Below are 15326 nucleotides of genomic sequence, written 5' to 3' on the forward strand. Positions count from 1 at the left end.
GATATGCGTGATAATTAATAATTTAAAACACAATTTTAATTATTGAAAAATGCATATTTAAAATATGGTTTGCAATTGAGAAAGATTAGAAATATTTTTTTCAAAACCATATTGATTTTCATTTGCATTGTAGTTAAACCAGACAAACTGCATTCCTGCATTCAATGCACCTTTTCCATCCACTTCCGGTGAATCACCGATATAAATACTTTCATTAGCAAATGCATTTGCATCACGCAATGCAGTTTCAAAAATTTTCCTATCCGGCTTTAAAGAATTTGCAGATTCGGCGGTGGTAATTGTTTTAAAAAAATCCTGTAAACCGCAATTCTTTATTTTAAAAAATTGTACTTCATTAAAACCATTGGTGATAATATGCAGTGGATATTTTTTATTCAAATATTGTAGTGTTTCTATTGCTCCGGGTAATAATTCTTTTAAATGTCTTGTATGTTGAATATAATATTCTGCCATTTGCATAGCGATGGAGCGATTGTCAATTCCGAAGTCATAAAGTGTAACATAAAATCGTTCGAATCGCACTTCTTCTTTGTTCTTTCTTCCATAGCGATATGCATCCCACAAGAATTCATTGCGTTGTTTGTAGTTAAGAAAGAATTGATCAAAATTTTTTATCCCTCTGCCGGGTAAATCAAAATCATAAAATAATTTCTCTACAATTACTTTTGAATTTGCACTAAAATCCCAGAGCGTATTATCCAGATCGAAGAATATATGTTTTACGTTATTTGAATTCATCATTTAAAAACTATTGGATGAAATTTGTCTGATTTTTTTTCATCTATAAATGCGGCGCCGGTATCAGCAACAGCCTTTGCAACGGGGCTAAATGTATAATCTAGTTGCTCTTGAATTTTACTGCTGTCGAAATACACTTGTTTGTTAGCAATACGAGCTGTTGTTTTTGTAACTGAGGGAGTTTGGCCGGTGAAAATACTGCGCAATGCATCTGCCCGCCAAGCTAATTCCGACATAAATTGTTTTGCTTTATAAGGTGGTCGTTTCACTTGCAATGCATCTGCAACCATCCATAAAAAATTTTTGTACATAATATTTTCACTGTTCAGAATAAAACGTTCGGAATGAATTTCACTTTGCATTAAACGATAAGCAATTTCCACTACATCACGCACATCTACATAACCTGTAATTCCTTCGGTATAAAATTTAAAACCATTATTCACAGTTGTAAATAACCTGCATGAACCACTATTCCAATTCCCTGAACCAACAATAATAGAAGGATTTATTATTACTGCATTTAAGCCTTCTGCAATTCCTCGCCACACTTCCCTCTCTGCAAGATGTTTGCTTAAACTATAATCACTGATACTGTTTATATTTTCCCATTTATTATTTTCTACAACTAATTCTCCTGAAATTCCTGTTCTGCCCACGGCAGCAATTGAACTTACATGAAGCATTTTTTTTATCTGTAATTCCAAACAAATATTTACCACATTTGCTGTTCCTTCAACATTAATATTCATCAACTTTTCTGCATCCTTTTTCACATAGGAAATAATTGCCGCAGTGTGATACACATAATCAACGCCTTCCATTGCAATTGCTAATGAATCAACATCTGTAATATCACCTATTATCCATTCTATTTCATCTGCAATATCTGCCACTAATTTTAAATCACTTGTATTTCTTCGCAATGCACGCACTCTTTCCCCTTTCATTAATAAATATCTTGCAAGATAGCTTCCTACTAATCCGTTTGCACCTGTTATAAAATGACTTTGTTGCATTTTTTTTTATTGAATTATTTCACCGCCACAAACTGCTATTCTTGCACCGGTTACTGAAGGGAAAAAGTTTGGTAATTGTTTCCATCGCAACACACCCATTAATGCGATTGCTAATGCTTCCTTAAATTGAATAATGGAATCTGTAGGTAATTGAATTCGTGTATTGCATAAAATAGCAATTCTGTTTACTAATGTGGTGTTGTATGCTCCACCTCCGGTAACAAGTATTTTTAATTGTTTGCAATCGGAAAATGCAGATTGAATAGCACTGCTGATTTGTTGCGCAATATGTTCTGTTGCTGTTGCCATCTGATCTTGCAAGGATACATTAAAATTATCGAGTATGCTTATAAAATGCTTTTGTACATAAGCATTATCCAATGATTTTGGAAAGGGTGCATGCAAAAATTTATCTGCATTTAATGCTTGTAAAAGTGCTTGATTTAATTTTCCAGTAGCAGCAATTTTACCTCCATCATCAAAAGGCATATTTAATTTTCCTGCAATAGAATTTAATATTTGATTAGCTCCGCAGATATCAAAACCAAATCGTTTCCCATTGCTATCCAAAGAAATATTTGCAATGCCACCAATATTTAAACAAACCTCAAAATCACTAAACAACTTTGCATCACACATAGGAACAAGTGGCGCACCTTGTCCGCCGGCACGAATATCTGCATTGCGAAAATCATTTATTATAGGAACAGAAACATGCTTTCTAATATTAATTGCATTGCCGATTTGCAATGAAAATCCTTTTTCAGGATGATGCGCAATTGTATGTCCATGCGAAGCGATGAAATCAGGAAGAATGAGATTGTTGTTTTGCAAAAATTTAAAAATCTCTGCACCACAAAAATCTCCAAATAATAAATCTGCTTCTTGCACTTTGTTGTTATCAATTACTGCTTGTTGCAATGCTTGCATAATATTTTTAGGAAAAGGAATTGTAATGGATTGTACTATTTCAAAATCAAAATTATTTTCTTGAATATCAAATCTGCAATAGGCAATATCCAATCCATCTAAAGAACTCCCCGACATTAAACCCACTACATTATATGATTTCTTGTTGTTCAATCTGTTCATTTTTATTCTCTAAATATTTTGGTACAAGTTGAATTTCAGATTCACTGCATTTAAAAAAAATAGCTTTGCCATATTAAAAAATATTGCAAAGCTATTTTCAGAAATAATAAAATTTATTAGCGTACCAACAGTACAGAACCTTGTAAATCCACTTGTGATCCATCAAGATTTCGTGCACGAATCAGATATACATAAGATCCCATATCTTGTTCTTTTCCATTGTATGTTCCATCCCAACCTTGAGTTACATCTGTAGTAGAAAATAATTCCTGACCCCAACGATTATAAATGGCAAATACATCAAGCGCTTCAACGGAGTGTGTTAATAATAATAATTCATCATTAATACCATCACCATTTGGACTGAATGCATTTGGAATATCTATTACTGTGATATCCAAAACATAAATAGTTACATCATCGGATTCAACACAACCATCAGGACTGGTAACAGTAAGGGTATATGTAACAGTAAGTGGTGGACGAATTTCAGGAGTTGCAGAAAACGGATCGCTCACGAATGTTGCTGGAAACCAGCTATACGAACCAAGACCTTCACCTTGTAAAGTATAATAATCCAAATAGGTGATTGTATCATCCGGACCTGCATACGCTTCAGGTAAAACGCCAATTACAATATCGTAAGAGATGGTGTCTTTACAACCATTATTTGCTGTAGTAATTAAAGTAACAGTGTATGTTCCTGCAGGATCATAATTATGCGAAGGATTTTCAGAAGTACTGCTACCACCATCGCCAAAATTCCATGAATATGTACTTATAGATGCTCCGTCTGGAATTGTAGAAAGATTTGAAAATTCTGCACTTTCATTTTGACATACATCATCAAACTCAAAGTCGGCTTCAGGGCCAGATAAAACATCAATAGATTGTGTAATTGTTGCCGTACATCCTTTTTCTGTTTCTACAAATAAATTCACAGTATAACTTCCTCCAGCAGCATATAAATAATCCGGATTAGAATCCGTGCTTGAACCACCATCGCCAAAATCCCAAGCCCATTCGGTGATATCACCTGCAAGAGTTGAAACAGATTGATCAATAAACATTACAGATGCATTTGAACAACCGGCGATATAATCAAAATCAGCAGTAACTACATTATAAATCAGCACATCAATAATTGCAGTATCGGCACACACAAAACCGGGGTTTGCAATTAGGGTAACGGTATAACTTCCTGTGTCAGCATACACATGCACTCCTTCAAAAGAAGTGGATGTAGTTCCATCTCCAAAATCCCACAAATAATCATCTGCACCTGTACTCAGATTGTCAAAGTTTACTGTAAAATCTTCACAGTCTAAATATACTTCCTCGACAACAGCACCATCCACGCCAATCACTGAAGTAAGTGTCGGTTCACATAATTCCACATTAAACTGAAAATCACGATAATGATTTCCCAATAATACACCATCCCGCCATTCTTCGGCAACAATACCTACAACATAGCGTCCTTCAAAAAGAGCAGTGCCTGTAAGCAACCCGGTATTCACATCAATTGCCAATTCTGGGCTTGCATCTACCATATAATCTACATCATAACCGGTAGCCCAATCAACGGAACCATAAGGCGGTGCCGGCGGTGGGGATGGAGCCGGTGCAAATGAACTTGCACCTTCAAACGGAGTATAAAATTTATAAGCTAAAGAGTCGCCATCAATATCAGAAGCGCTATGATCAAAGTTGAGTGGATCATCTACACAAATAACGGGTGGCGGATAATTATTAAATACGGGAGAGTTATTACATTCCGCTGCACTGCCCGGCGGAATTTGTTGCCAGATTGTTGAGCCGGTATCCTCCGGTGCATCAATATTTATAATGCCTGCATTTCTGCAGCAACGCTGATATACTAAATCATAAGTATCTGCATCATCAGGCAATTCAATGGTAACTGTGTAAATACCTTGTTCGATACATAATCCCGGTGGTACATCCAAACATGGATTATCCACTTCGATGGGTATATCTGTAGTTTCAGGTGAATACATTGCCACGTTTTCAATTAGATCACCATCAGAATTATAAATTCCTAAGTAAGCCGGATTATCAAATGCCGTTGCACTAGTGCAATCACGATATAAGACTACTGTAACTTCATAAGTATTATCACCCGTACAAGTGTAATAAATTTCACCACCAATAATGTGTGATGCAAAAGTTTTAGTGCTTATAAAAATTATAGTAAGCAGAAAGAGTAATCTTATAAATTTCATTGTAGAATGATTAGGGTTCTAAATTAAAAAAATTACCTCAAAAGCGTGATAGTACCAGTTAGAGTTTGCCGAATATCTTCACATTTTACATTTATCACATAAAAGTACACATCTGTCTCCTGTTCCTTACCTTTATTTATGCCATCCCATTCTTTTGTAATATCATCGGTTTCAAATACAATTTCTCCCCAGCGATTATAGATACTGAAATTATCTACTGCATCATCACCAAAAGAAACTATACGGAATGCATCATTTAATCCATCTCCATTTGGTGTAAAAGCATTGGGTATATCATAGCGATTACATCTTAACCAAACTACAATACTTATGGTGTCGGCATTAGTACATCCGTTTTCTCCCGTAGCTGTAACTATGTATGCAGATGTTTCCGAAGGAGAAACAACAGGGTTCGCAGTTACTGAATTATCCAAATCCTGCGAAGGCCACCAACTAAAACTTATTCCATCACTTTCAGAATATAATTGTACAGGTTCAAATCTATATACCGCAGTATCCGGCCAAGCAGTAATTTCCGGTCGTGGTAATACCTCTATAAAAATAGATGCGGTATCCGAAGTACAACCATCAGAAACAAGCACTGTATAAAGTGTACTTACTTCCGGATATACATAAGGATTAAAAGCATTATCATCCGAAATGCGATACACAGGTGTCCATTGATAAGAAGAACCATTGCGCACTAATAATTGAACTGTATCATAAATACAAATAGCGGTATCCGGTTCTAATTCGGCAATTACTTGCGGAGCAATAGTTATGTAATGTGTAATTGTATCCGTACAACCTTTATCAGAAATTGCAACGTAAGTAATTTCAAAAACTCCTGTTGTATCAAAATTTATAGTTGAACTGGCACCCATTGTTGCAGAAGCTTCTCCCGGCAAAGTCCATTCACCATTTATGACTGAATATCCTTCAGCAATTATACTGTTGTCCATTAATTCTGCAGATTGCCCGAGACAATGACTATCCCAGATAAAATCTGCTTGTGGCAAAGGATACACTATTATATTCTTTGAAATTTCTTTAGTACAACCCACGTCATTTTTCACTTTTAAAGTAACCGGGAAACTACCTCCGCTTTCAAACATTAGCGAAGGGTCCTGAAGAGTAGAAGTAATCCCTCCTCCAAAATCCCAAATCCATTCTGTTAATTCTCCATGATCTGTTGTAGAAGCATCATCAAAAAATAGTAATTGCTGGGCGCATGCTGCTTCATAATTAAAATCAGCAATCAATTGCGGATACACATTCACTTCAGAATAACTAGTATCAGAACATATTGTTCCGGGATTTGCCACCAACATAACTATATAAGTGCCTGTGTCTGGATAAGTATATATAGGTTCGAAAGTCGTAGAACTATCACTTCCTATTGAAGGCACACCAAAATCCCAGTAATAAGAAGATGTTCCAAAACTGTTGTTATCAAAATCAATGGTGAGGTTATCACAATTATTTATTTCCGCAGGAAAATCAGCATATAACGACGGCGTACAATCGGTAACATTAAATTGAAAATCCCGCAAATGGGTTTCTATTAATTCTCCATCTCTGTATTCTTTTACACAAATACCGACAACAAATTGCCCGAACAAAGTTGGTGTTCCGGTTAACAATCCGGTTTCTGAATTTATAGTTAATTCCGGACTGGCTTCCATGGGATATGTAGCACTAAACCCCTCAGCATAATCCAAAGTTGGAAATGGTGGTGAGCTAATAGGAGGCACAGAAAACAGGTCGGGAATTGGAGCAGTTAACCCACCTCCAAGAAACGGTGCACATAATTCATACACTAAAGAATCTCCATCAGGGTCAGTTGCCGAATGATCAAATTGAAATGGGTATCCCCCACAAATAACGATTGGTGGAAATGTATTAAACCTTGGACTGGAATTGCAAATATCTCCCGGGTTTGGTATATATGCCCAATAAGTAGCTCCTTGTGAATCAGGTTCATCCAGATTAATAATAGAAGAATTTCGACAACAACGCTGATAAACTAAATCATATCCTCCTAAACTATTAGGTAAATTAATTATCACTTCATAAACCCCTTCTTCCACACATATATCCGGTGCATCCACAATACATGGATTCGTTAAGTCAGGATCAATTAAAGTGGAGCTTAATAAGGGTATAGAAATTTGCTGTTGTAACACTCCGCTACTGTTATAGATATATAAGTATAAAGGGTCATCAAAATCGGCACCGGAAGAATAGCAATCTCTGTAAATTTTTATCGTAACCTTATAATTATTATCACTTAGGCAGTCGTAATACATTTCACCCCCAATTAAATGGTAAGCATAACTCGAAATACTAAACAGCAAACAAAATGATATATATAGAAAGTGTTTCAAAAAACTGTAATTATTGGATTTATAAAATTAGACTAAAGCAACCAAAGAATTTATCATTAGCCAGTCAATTTAATAAAACGTTAAATCGTAAACTATTGCTGAAAGACTTAACTACAAAAAATTAAAAAATTATTCATTGCTTCAGCAAGTTCCGAAGGCTGTTCAATCATACTCATATGACCACTTTTATTAAACAATTCCACTTGTGAAACGGCGGCAATACTTGTTTGCTTAAGCAATACTTCTTTAGGCATAATGGCATCATCTTCTCCTATACCAAAAAATACAGGAACATTTACATTGCGCAATACTTCAGAAGTATCTTCACGATTTGCCATTGCTTTCAAGTGAGTAGTCAATCCCTTTATAGGAGTTGCTGATATCATTTGCAAATGCGTATCTATAAATTGTTGATCTGAATTTTTTGAAAATAATTTAGGGGTAAAATCTTTTAAATACACTTCTGCACCATGTTGAATAATAAATTCTGCTGATTTATTTCTACCTGCTTTTTTCTCTGCATCATCAGCAAATACATGGGAGTGTAATAAGCCAACACCCAACATCATGGATGCATACTTTTTTGCAAACTCCATAGCAATATATCCGCCCATACTATGACCGATTACTACACACTGAGATATACTTTCTTTTTTCAAAATAGCATGCAGCATATCTGCAAAGTCCTCAATAGATGCATTGGGTTGTACATCAGAAATTCCCGAACCGGGTAATTCAGGAATTAATACACACCATTGTTTATCTATCAATGGAATGATTGAATTCCATATGTAACCTGCAGCGCCATAACCATGAATCAGAATAAGACATTTTCCTTCACCATTTAGTGAATAATAAAATTTGTGGGAATTTATTTCTATAAACTTTGAAGTATCCATTGTATAGGTTTTATAGTACAAACTTATACTTCTCAATGCAAAATTTCTATTTTTAGCATTACTTAAAATACGGTTATGAAAAAAGCGGTGTTGTTGATTTTTACTTTTTCACTCCTGATTACAAATTTATTTGGCCAGGAAACTTTTCCGGTGAATGGAGTTCATGATGTAAGAAAAATTACTTATGCATTTACCAATGCACATATTATTGTGAATCCGGATTTGCAATTAGATTCTGCAACATTGATAATTAAAGAATCAAAAATTATTGAAGTAGGAAAAAATATTGCTATTCCTGCGGATGCAGTGGTAATAGATTTAAAAGGAAAATATATCTATCCCGCTTTTATTGATTTGTATTCTGATTACGGAATTACAAAACCTGCAACGCTTACCTCTTCTTCATCCTATCCGCAAACTGAAAATGCAAGAAAAGGTGCTTACAGTTGGAATCAATCTATCACACCTGAATTTAATAGCTACACACATTTTATTATTGATACTGCTCAAGCAAATGTATTGCGTAAAAATGGATTTGCTGCTGTGCTTGCACATAATACAGATGGAATAATTCGAGGGACAGGTGCAATTGTTTTAACAGGCAATGAACGAGAAAATCAAATGTTGTTAAAAGACAAAGCATCATTACAATATAGTTTTAGAAAAGGCGCTTCAGGTCAAGATTATCCGAGTTCGCAAATGGGCGCAATTGCATTAATTCGTCAAAGCATGTACGATGCAAAATGGTATGCAAAAACTGGGAATCAGGAAGAATATAATATTGCACTGGATGCATTAAATCAAAATCTAACTCTCAAACAAATTTTTGATGTAAGTAATAAATTGGAAGTATTACGAGCAGATAAAATCGGTGATGAATTCGGTATTCAATATATTATAAAAGGTGGTGGAGATGAATATCAACGATTGCAAGAAATAAAAAATACTGGAGCTACTTTAATCCTGCCGGTTAATTTTCCTGCACTGCCTGATGTAGAAGATCCATTGGATGCAAACCTCCTTTCCATCACCACATTAAAGCATTGGGAATTAGCACCTGCAAATGCAGCAATGGTGCAAAATGCAGGAATTTTATTTGCTTTCACTCAAGCAGGATTAGAAAATAAAAAGGATTTTTTAAAAAATATTCGCAAAGCAATTTCAAATGGATTAGATTCTGCAGATGCATTGCGGGCACTTACAATTAATCCGGCAAAAATTATTGGTATAGAAAATAATTGTGGTACTTTAGAAAAAGGAAAACTTGCAAATTTTATAATTACTTCAGCTCCAATTTTTGAAGAAGAAACGATGCTTTTTCAAACTTGGGTGAATGGTAAAATGTATATTAATCAAACCTGGATTGATACAGATCCAAGAGGTGCTTATAAATTACAAGCCGGTAATTATACTTATGGATTATTAATTAAAGGAAAAATAAATAAACCGGAATTTTCGATTATTAAAAATACAGATACACTAACAGCGGATGGCGATTTAAAAGGAAATTATATAACACTTTATTTTAAAGATTCAATAAATCTGTTTCGTTTAACCGGCACTTATAACGATACAACTTTTTCCGGCAGCGGACAATTAAATTCTACATGGATTAATTGGAATGCAACGTTTGCAAATGTGTATGCAGAGAAAAAAATTGATAAGAAAATTGATACAGTAATTATTGGTAACATCATGTATCCATTCAATGCATTTGGATGGACAATAAAACCAACACAGCAAGATGTACTCATTAAAAATGCAACCGTTTGGACAAATGAAAAAGAGGGCATTCTTGAAAATTATGATGTACTTCTCTCGGGAGGAAAAATAAGTAAAGTGAGCAAAAATATGAATGCAAAAGATGCTCGCATTATTGATGGAACCGGCAAACATCTTACAGCAGGAATTATTGATGAACATTCACATATTGCAATCAGTAGTGGTGTCAATGAAGGTACACAAGCAGTGAGTGCGGAGGTTAGAATTGGTGATGTAATTAATTGCGATGATATAAATATTTATCGTCAATTAGCAGGTGGTGTAACTACTTCGCAATTGCTGCATGGTTCTTCCAATCCGATTGGCGGCCAAAGTGCAATTATTAAATTGCGATGGGGTGCAGCGCCTGAAGAAATGAAGTTTCAATCAGCTCCGCCATTTATAAAATTTGCATTAGGTGAAAATGTAAAACGCTCCAATTGGAGTTCTGGAGGAAGAGAACGTTTTCCCCAAACACGAATGGGTGTGGAACAGACATTTGACGATGCATTTACAAGAGGTGAAGAATATATTGCTGCAAAAAAAGCTGATCCTGCAAACACAAGAATTGATTTGGAATTAGAAGCAATTGCAGAAATATTGCAAGGTAAAAGATTTGTTACTTGCCATAGTTATGTGCAAAGCGAAATAAATATGTTGATGCAAGTTGCTGATGCGCACCAATTTCGTATCAATACATTCACGCATATTTTAGAAGGATATAAAGTAGCAGATAAAATGAAAGCACATGGTGCAGGTGGATCTACTTTTTCTGATTGGTGGGCTTATAAATATGAAGTAGTGGAAGCCATTCCTTTTAATGCAAGTATTATGAATGCAGTTGGAATTATCACTGCAATAAATTCTGATGATGCAGAGATGGGTCGTCATTTAAATCAGGAAGCAGCAAAGAGTATAAAGTATGGCGGCATGAGTGAAGAAGATGCATTAAAAATGGTGACACTGAATCCGGCAAAGCTGATGCATATTGATGATAAAGTGGGAAGTATAAAAGAAGGTAAAGATGCAGATGTTGTTTTGTGGAGCGATAATCCATTGAGCATTTATGCAAAAGCAGAAAAAACATTTGTTGATGGAATTCTCTATTATGATATTGATACAGAACAACAAAAACAAGAAGCATTACAAACAGAACGCAACAGAATAATTGCAAAAATGCTTGCTTCAAAAAAGAATGGTGAAGCCACTATTACAGTTTCAGAAATTCTGGAACCTGAATTTCACTGCGACGATGATTTTGATTTTATAACCGGTAATGATTATTAATTTATGAAAAAAATAATAACAACATACGCATGTGTATTTATTCTGACTGTTGCATTTGCACAGAGTTATGATACAATACAAACACAGCCTATTATAATTGCAAATGCAACTATACATATTGGTGATGGTACTGTGATTGAAAATGGAATTATCGCTTTTGAAAAAGGTGTGATATTATTTGTTGGTGATGCGAGAACTGTAAAATATAATCCTGAAGGATTTGAAGTAATTTATGCCGCCGGAAAACATATTTATCCGGGACTTATTGCACCAAATACTACACTTGGTTTAAATGAATTAGAAGCGGTGCGGGCTACCAATGATATGCAGGAAGTCGGAAAATTTAATCCGAATGTTCGCAGTATTGTTGCATATAATACAGACTCCAGAGTAATTCCTACTTTGCGCACTAATGGAATTTTATTTGCACAAATAGTACCTGTAGGAGGAACAATCAGCGGCACTTCATCTATAGTGGAAACAGATGGTTGGAATTGGGAAGATGCCGCTTATAAAATGGATAATGGTCTTCAAATTAACTGGCCTTCTTTTAATACTTATAAATGGAATAATAGTTATCAGGTAATTGAAAATCCAGATTATGTAAATACTGTTTCTGAAATAGAAAACTATTTTCAACTAGCATTGGCATACAGTAAAGATGAAACACATACACCGGTGAATCTGCGATTTGAAGCGATGCAGGGTGTATTTAATGGTGAGAAGAAATTATTTATTCATGCAAACGGCGCTAAAGAAATTACACATGCAATTCACTTTGCAGAATCAATTCAAATTACTCCTGTAATTGTAGGTGGTAATGAAGCAAATCTTGTTTTGACTTTATTAAAAGAAAAAAATATTCCTGTTATTCTTGAACGTGTACATGCGCTTCCTTCCCGTAATGATTACGATATTGACATGGCATATAAACTTCCTTTTATTTTACAACAAGCAGGAATTCTTTACGGAATATCTGTAAGTAATGGCAGCGAAGGTTTTTGGAACCAACGCAATCTGCCTTTTGAAGCCGGAACAGCAGCAGCTTATGGTTTAACAAAAGAAGAAGCATTGCAATGCATAACTCTAAATAATGCTAAAATACTTGGTATAGATTCTACAGCAGGTTCATTGGAAAAAGGAAAAGATGCAACACTATTAATTTGTGAAGGAGACATTTTAGATATGCGCACAAATAAAATAAGCACAGCATTTATCAGAGGAAGAAAAGTTGCAACAGAAAACTGGCAGAATGCTTTATATGAGAAATACAGTAAAAAATATAATCTGAAATAATTTTTATTAGCCTAATAAATGATTTCTTCGTGCATTTGCCTGGCCGGCAGGCAGGTTCGTGGCTGCATTTTTTTTATGATGCATAAAAGGCTGAATTTTTTCCTTATTTCAAAAATTAAATTTTGATAGAGGATTAAAATAATCCTTATGAATAAAATATAATCTGAAAAAGAAAAAATTTATTACTGCAAAAAAAAGCTCCCGGACATTCAGGAGCTTTCTATATAAAAAATTTTAAATCAATTATTTCTTTTCAATACGACCTGTAGTAATATAAGTAATTTTTAAAGCATTTGCTTTTCGCAATTCTGTTTTTACATCCGTCAAGATTCCCACATTTACATCTCTATCCACTTTTAGCGCCATAATAATTTTAGCACGATTCTCCGAAGGCATTTTTTGTTTTTCGGTTTCCACAAAAGCGGCAATATCAGAAACATCTGCAAACTGATCATTTAATTGGAGCCTTGGCGATGTACCTAATTCTTTCTGATACATTTTTTCTGGCGCACCTACATAAATGTAACTGAGCAAATCTTTCTTCTCTAATTTTTCCATTTCTGTAGCTTGCGGCAATGATTGTTTTACTTTAATTTCAGTTTCACGCAAACGAGTAGCCACCATAAAGAAGAACAATAGAATAAATACAATATCCGGTAGCGAAGATGTGCTTATCCCGGGTATTTTTTTTGGTTTCTTGACAAACTGAGGCATATTCTTTTATTTTTTAGTCGCTCCGAATTCTGTAGGCTCCGCTTCAGAAATCCGGATAGGATACATAGTTTTTATTTCATCAATACGAACTGAATCTGTCAGGTCATTCATTACCTTACCATATTTTCGTTTCGAGACATCATCTCTCAAATCAGAATAGGCTCCTCTCAATTCATTATATACTTCGATATACATATTATAAGAAGTACCTCTGTCTCCTTTAAAAGAAACAATTGCATCCAAAGGACTATCCGACATTGTAGGATCTGCACCATTGTTATTAATAAATTTTTTGGTAAAATCTCTGAGTTGAGTTACTTCCATAACATTTTCTTCTACCAGCAACTGGTCACGTGAATTCACATTCACTGTTAATGTATTTCTATTGTTAGATTCTACAGGAGGTGGTGGCACATCGGTATAAGGTGGTAAGGTTACATTAATTCCTTCGTCAATACTTATCTCGGTAGTTACCAGAAAAAATATCAGCAATAGAAATGCAATATCTGCCATTGAACTGGCATTTACTTCAGGCGCATCTTTTTTCTTTCTTTTATGCATATTCTTCGGTTTATTTAAATGCATCAACAATCGCAGTACCGATAGCTGTAACCACAGCTACAATAATAAGCACCGCCATAGTAATAATTCCTGCTGTAACAAATTTCACAGTACCTCCACTCACATCAATAGCAGCCGGATTTACATCGGAAGCCATTGCAAAGGATATAAAAAATATAACCAGTATGATACCCACACCAATCAATAGTTTTAAAGAACCTTTTAAATTTTGAAATATACCTGCGAATAAAGAGAATACAAATAATATTGTACAAATAGCAATAAGTATAACGCCTGCAGGCAGAACAATATTTGTCATTAAACTTTCCATTAGTAATTATTTTATTGGTCAGGCAATTTTATTCTTCACAAGTAAATCTATGAAAGTGATTGAACTGTCTTCCATTTTATTTACAATACTTTCAATTTTAGAGGCAATAAAGTTGTAAAATACTTGCAGAATAATGGCAACAATAAGCCCGAATACTGTAGTTAATAATGCTACCTTAATACCGCTTGCAACAATGGTTGCTGAAATAGCTCCGGCGTTAGCGATATCATCAAAAGCCTGAACCATCCCGATTACTGTTCCAAAGAATCCAAGCATTGGCGCCAATGCAATGAATAATGAAATCCAGGATAACCCTTTTTCTAATTGACCCATTTGAACAGATCCATAAGAAGAAACAGTTTTCTCTACGATATCAATTCCTTCGTCGGTGCGGGTAAGACCCTGATACATGATTGAAGCAATAGGACCACGTGTTGCTTTGCAAAAACTTTTCGCTTTCTCCACATCTTTTGCAACTAAAGACTTTTCAATATTTGCCAATAATTTATCTGCATTGATATCAGCAAGACTTAAAGTAATGATACGCTCAATACAAAAAGCAAGTCCGAGAATAAGACAAACAAGAATAGTAGACATAAAAGCCCAGCCACCTTCTATAAAGTAGCGTTTCATTAAAGTAATACCACCTTCGCTGGCAACTACTTCTTCAGCAGCATCCTGTGCCATTAACACACCAGGGATGATAACAAATACCCCTAACAGGGCGATAATTCCAATCAACTTTTTCATAAAGTGAAATTTGTTTTTATTAGATATTTAAAAGATTGAGATACAAATAAAGCAATTTTAAACGTGTACACGAAATAGCAAGTTAAATTTTTAAAAAAATAATTCTCCATTTCCTGCGGAGAGAGAGGGATTCGAACCCTCGATACCCTTTAGAGGCATACACACTTTCCAGGCGTGCTCCTTAAACCACTCGGACATCTCTCCATTTTAATAAGGGCGACAAAGGT

12 protein-coding genes and 1 tRNA gene are annotated in these 15326 nt (G+C 34.9%); 2 read left to right on the forward strand and 11 right to left on the reverse strand.

Features of this window, described 5'->3' with window-relative positions; all coding sequences use genetic code 11:
- Window positions 1-57: 57 nt before the first annotated feature.
- The 6 genes from IPN31_15250 to IPN31_15275 all read right to left on the reverse strand — a co-directional run bounded on the left by IPN31_15250 (window position 58) and on the right by IPN31_15275 (window position 8399).
- A complete protein-coding gene (locus IPN31_15250) occupies window positions 58-762 on the reverse strand; it encodes a noncanonical pyrimidine nucleotidase, YjjG family (protein MBK8683232.1) in 705 nt (234 codons plus the stop codon).
- Complete coding sequence (locus tag IPN31_15255; protein MBK8683233.1) at window positions 759-1778, reverse strand: NAD-dependent epimerase/dehydratase family protein; 1020 nt, start codon at window positions 1776-1778, stop codon at window positions 759-761. The genes IPN31_15250 and IPN31_15255 overlap by 4 nt, the downstream gene beginning before the upstream one ends.
- 6 nt (window positions 1779-1784) lie before the next feature.
- On the reverse strand, window positions 1785-2861 hold the full coding sequence (locus IPN31_15260) for an anhydro-N-acetylmuramic acid kinase (protein ID MBK8683234.1): 1077 nt from the start codon (window positions 2859-2861) through the stop codon (window positions 1785-1787).
- A 125-nt stretch (window positions 2862-2986) separates the two neighbouring features.
- Complete coding sequence (locus IPN31_15265; GenBank protein ID MBK8683235.1) at window positions 2987-5113, reverse strand: PKD domain-containing protein; 2127 nt, start codon at window positions 5111-5113, stop codon at window positions 2987-2989.
- A 32-nt stretch (window positions 5114-5145) separates the two neighbouring features.
- Entirely contained in the window at window positions 5146-7422 is a 2277-nt protein-coding gene (locus IPN31_15270; GenBank protein MBK8683236.1) for a gliding motility-associated C-terminal domain-containing protein, read from the reverse strand.
- Between the two features lie 185 nt (window positions 7423-7607).
- A complete protein-coding gene (locus IPN31_15275; protein MBK8683237.1) occupies window positions 7608-8399 on the reverse strand; it encodes an alpha/beta hydrolase in 792 nt (263 codons plus the stop codon).
- Window positions 8400-8474: 75 nt separating this feature from the next.
- Between IPN31_15275 and IPN31_15280 the strand changes: the two genes are divergently transcribed.
- Together IPN31_15280 and IPN31_15285 are read left to right on the forward strand one after the other, a co-directional pair.
- Entirely contained in the window at window positions 8475-11447 is a 2973-nt protein-coding gene (locus IPN31_15280; protein ID MBK8683238.1) for an amidohydrolase family protein, read from the forward strand.
- A 3-nt stretch (window positions 11448-11450) separates the two neighbouring features.
- The gene (locus IPN31_15285; GenBank protein ID MBK8683239.1) at window positions 11451-12743 is read left to right on the forward strand and encodes an amidohydrolase family protein; all 1293 of its coding nucleotides are present in this window, start codon (window positions 11451-11453) and stop codon (window positions 12741-12743) included.
- A gap of 243 nt (window positions 12744-12986) precedes the next feature.
- Here the strand turns inward: IPN31_15285 and IPN31_15290 are convergent, their stop codons facing one another.
- The 5 genes from IPN31_15290 to IPN31_15310 form a co-directional block, all read right to left on the reverse strand.
- Window positions 12987-13457 (reverse strand): biopolymer transporter ExbD, encoded by a 471-nt coding sequence (locus IPN31_15290; protein ID MBK8683240.1) that lies wholly within the window; start codon window positions 13455-13457, stop codon window positions 12987-12989.
- Between the two features lie 6 nt (window positions 13458-13463).
- Entirely contained in the window at window positions 13464-14018 is a 555-nt protein-coding gene (locus IPN31_15295; GenBank protein ID MBK8683241.1) for a biopolymer transporter ExbD, read from the reverse strand.
- A 10-nt stretch (window positions 14019-14028) separates the two neighbouring features.
- Window positions 14029-14349, reverse strand: a complete 321-nt coding sequence (locus IPN31_15300; GenBank protein ID MBK8683242.1) for a hypothetical protein — start codon at window positions 14347-14349, stop codon at window positions 14029-14031.
- Window positions 14350-14367: 18 nt separating this feature from the next.
- Window positions 14368-15099 (reverse strand): MotA/TolQ/ExbB proton channel family protein, encoded by a 732-nt coding sequence (locus tag IPN31_15305; protein ID MBK8683243.1) that lies wholly within the window; start codon window positions 15097-15099, stop codon window positions 14368-14370.
- Between the two features lie 116 nt (window positions 15100-15215).
- Window positions 15216-15303, reverse strand: a tRNA-Ser gene (locus tag IPN31_15310).
- Window positions 15304-15326: the final 23 nt, after the last annotated feature.

Source organism: Bacteroidota bacterium (assembly GCA_016715425.1).
Taxonomy (GTDB): domain Bacteria; phylum Bacteroidota; class Bacteroidia; order Chitinophagales; family BACL12; genus JADKAC01.

Coding starts and splice junctions, on each gene's coding strand:
- IPN31_15300 (MBK8683242.1), bottom strand. CDS start 14,349: ATGGAAAGTTTAATGACAAATATTGTTCTGCCTGCAGGCGTTATACTT.
- IPN31_15255 (MBK8683233.1), bottom strand. CDS start 1,778: ATGCAACAAAGTCATTTTATAACAGGTGCAAACGGATTAGTAGGAAGC.
- IPN31_15265 (MBK8683235.1), bottom strand. CDS start 5,113: ATGAAATTTATAAGATTACTCTTTCTGCTTACTATAATTTTTATAAGC.
- IPN31_15270 (MBK8683236.1), bottom strand. CDS start 7,422: ATGTATTACGACTGCCTAAGTGATAATAATTATAAGGTTACGATAAAA.
- IPN31_15285 (MBK8683239.1), top strand. CDS start 11,451: ATGAAAAAAATAATAACAACATACGCATGTGTATTTATTCTGACTGTT.
- IPN31_15250 (MBK8683232.1), bottom strand. CDS start 762: ATGATGAATTCAAATAACGTAAAACATATATTCTTCGATCTGGATAAT.
- IPN31_15290 (MBK8683240.1), bottom strand. CDS start 13,457: ATGCCTCAGTTTGTCAAGAAACCAAAAAAAATACCCGGGATAAGCACA.
- IPN31_15275 (MBK8683237.1), bottom strand. CDS start 8,399: ATGGATACTTCAAAGTTTATAGAAATAAATTCCCACAAATTTTATTAT.
- IPN31_15305 (MBK8683243.1), bottom strand. CDS start 15,099: ATGAAAAAGTTGATTGGAATTATCGCCCTGTTAGGGGTATTTGTTATC.
- IPN31_15295 (MBK8683241.1), bottom strand. CDS start 14,018: ATGCATAAAAGAAAGAAAAAAGATGCGCCTGAAGTAAATGCCAGTTCA.
- IPN31_15280 (MBK8683238.1), top strand. CDS start 8,475: ATGAAAAAAGCGGTGTTGTTGATTTTTACTTTTTCACTCCTGATTACA.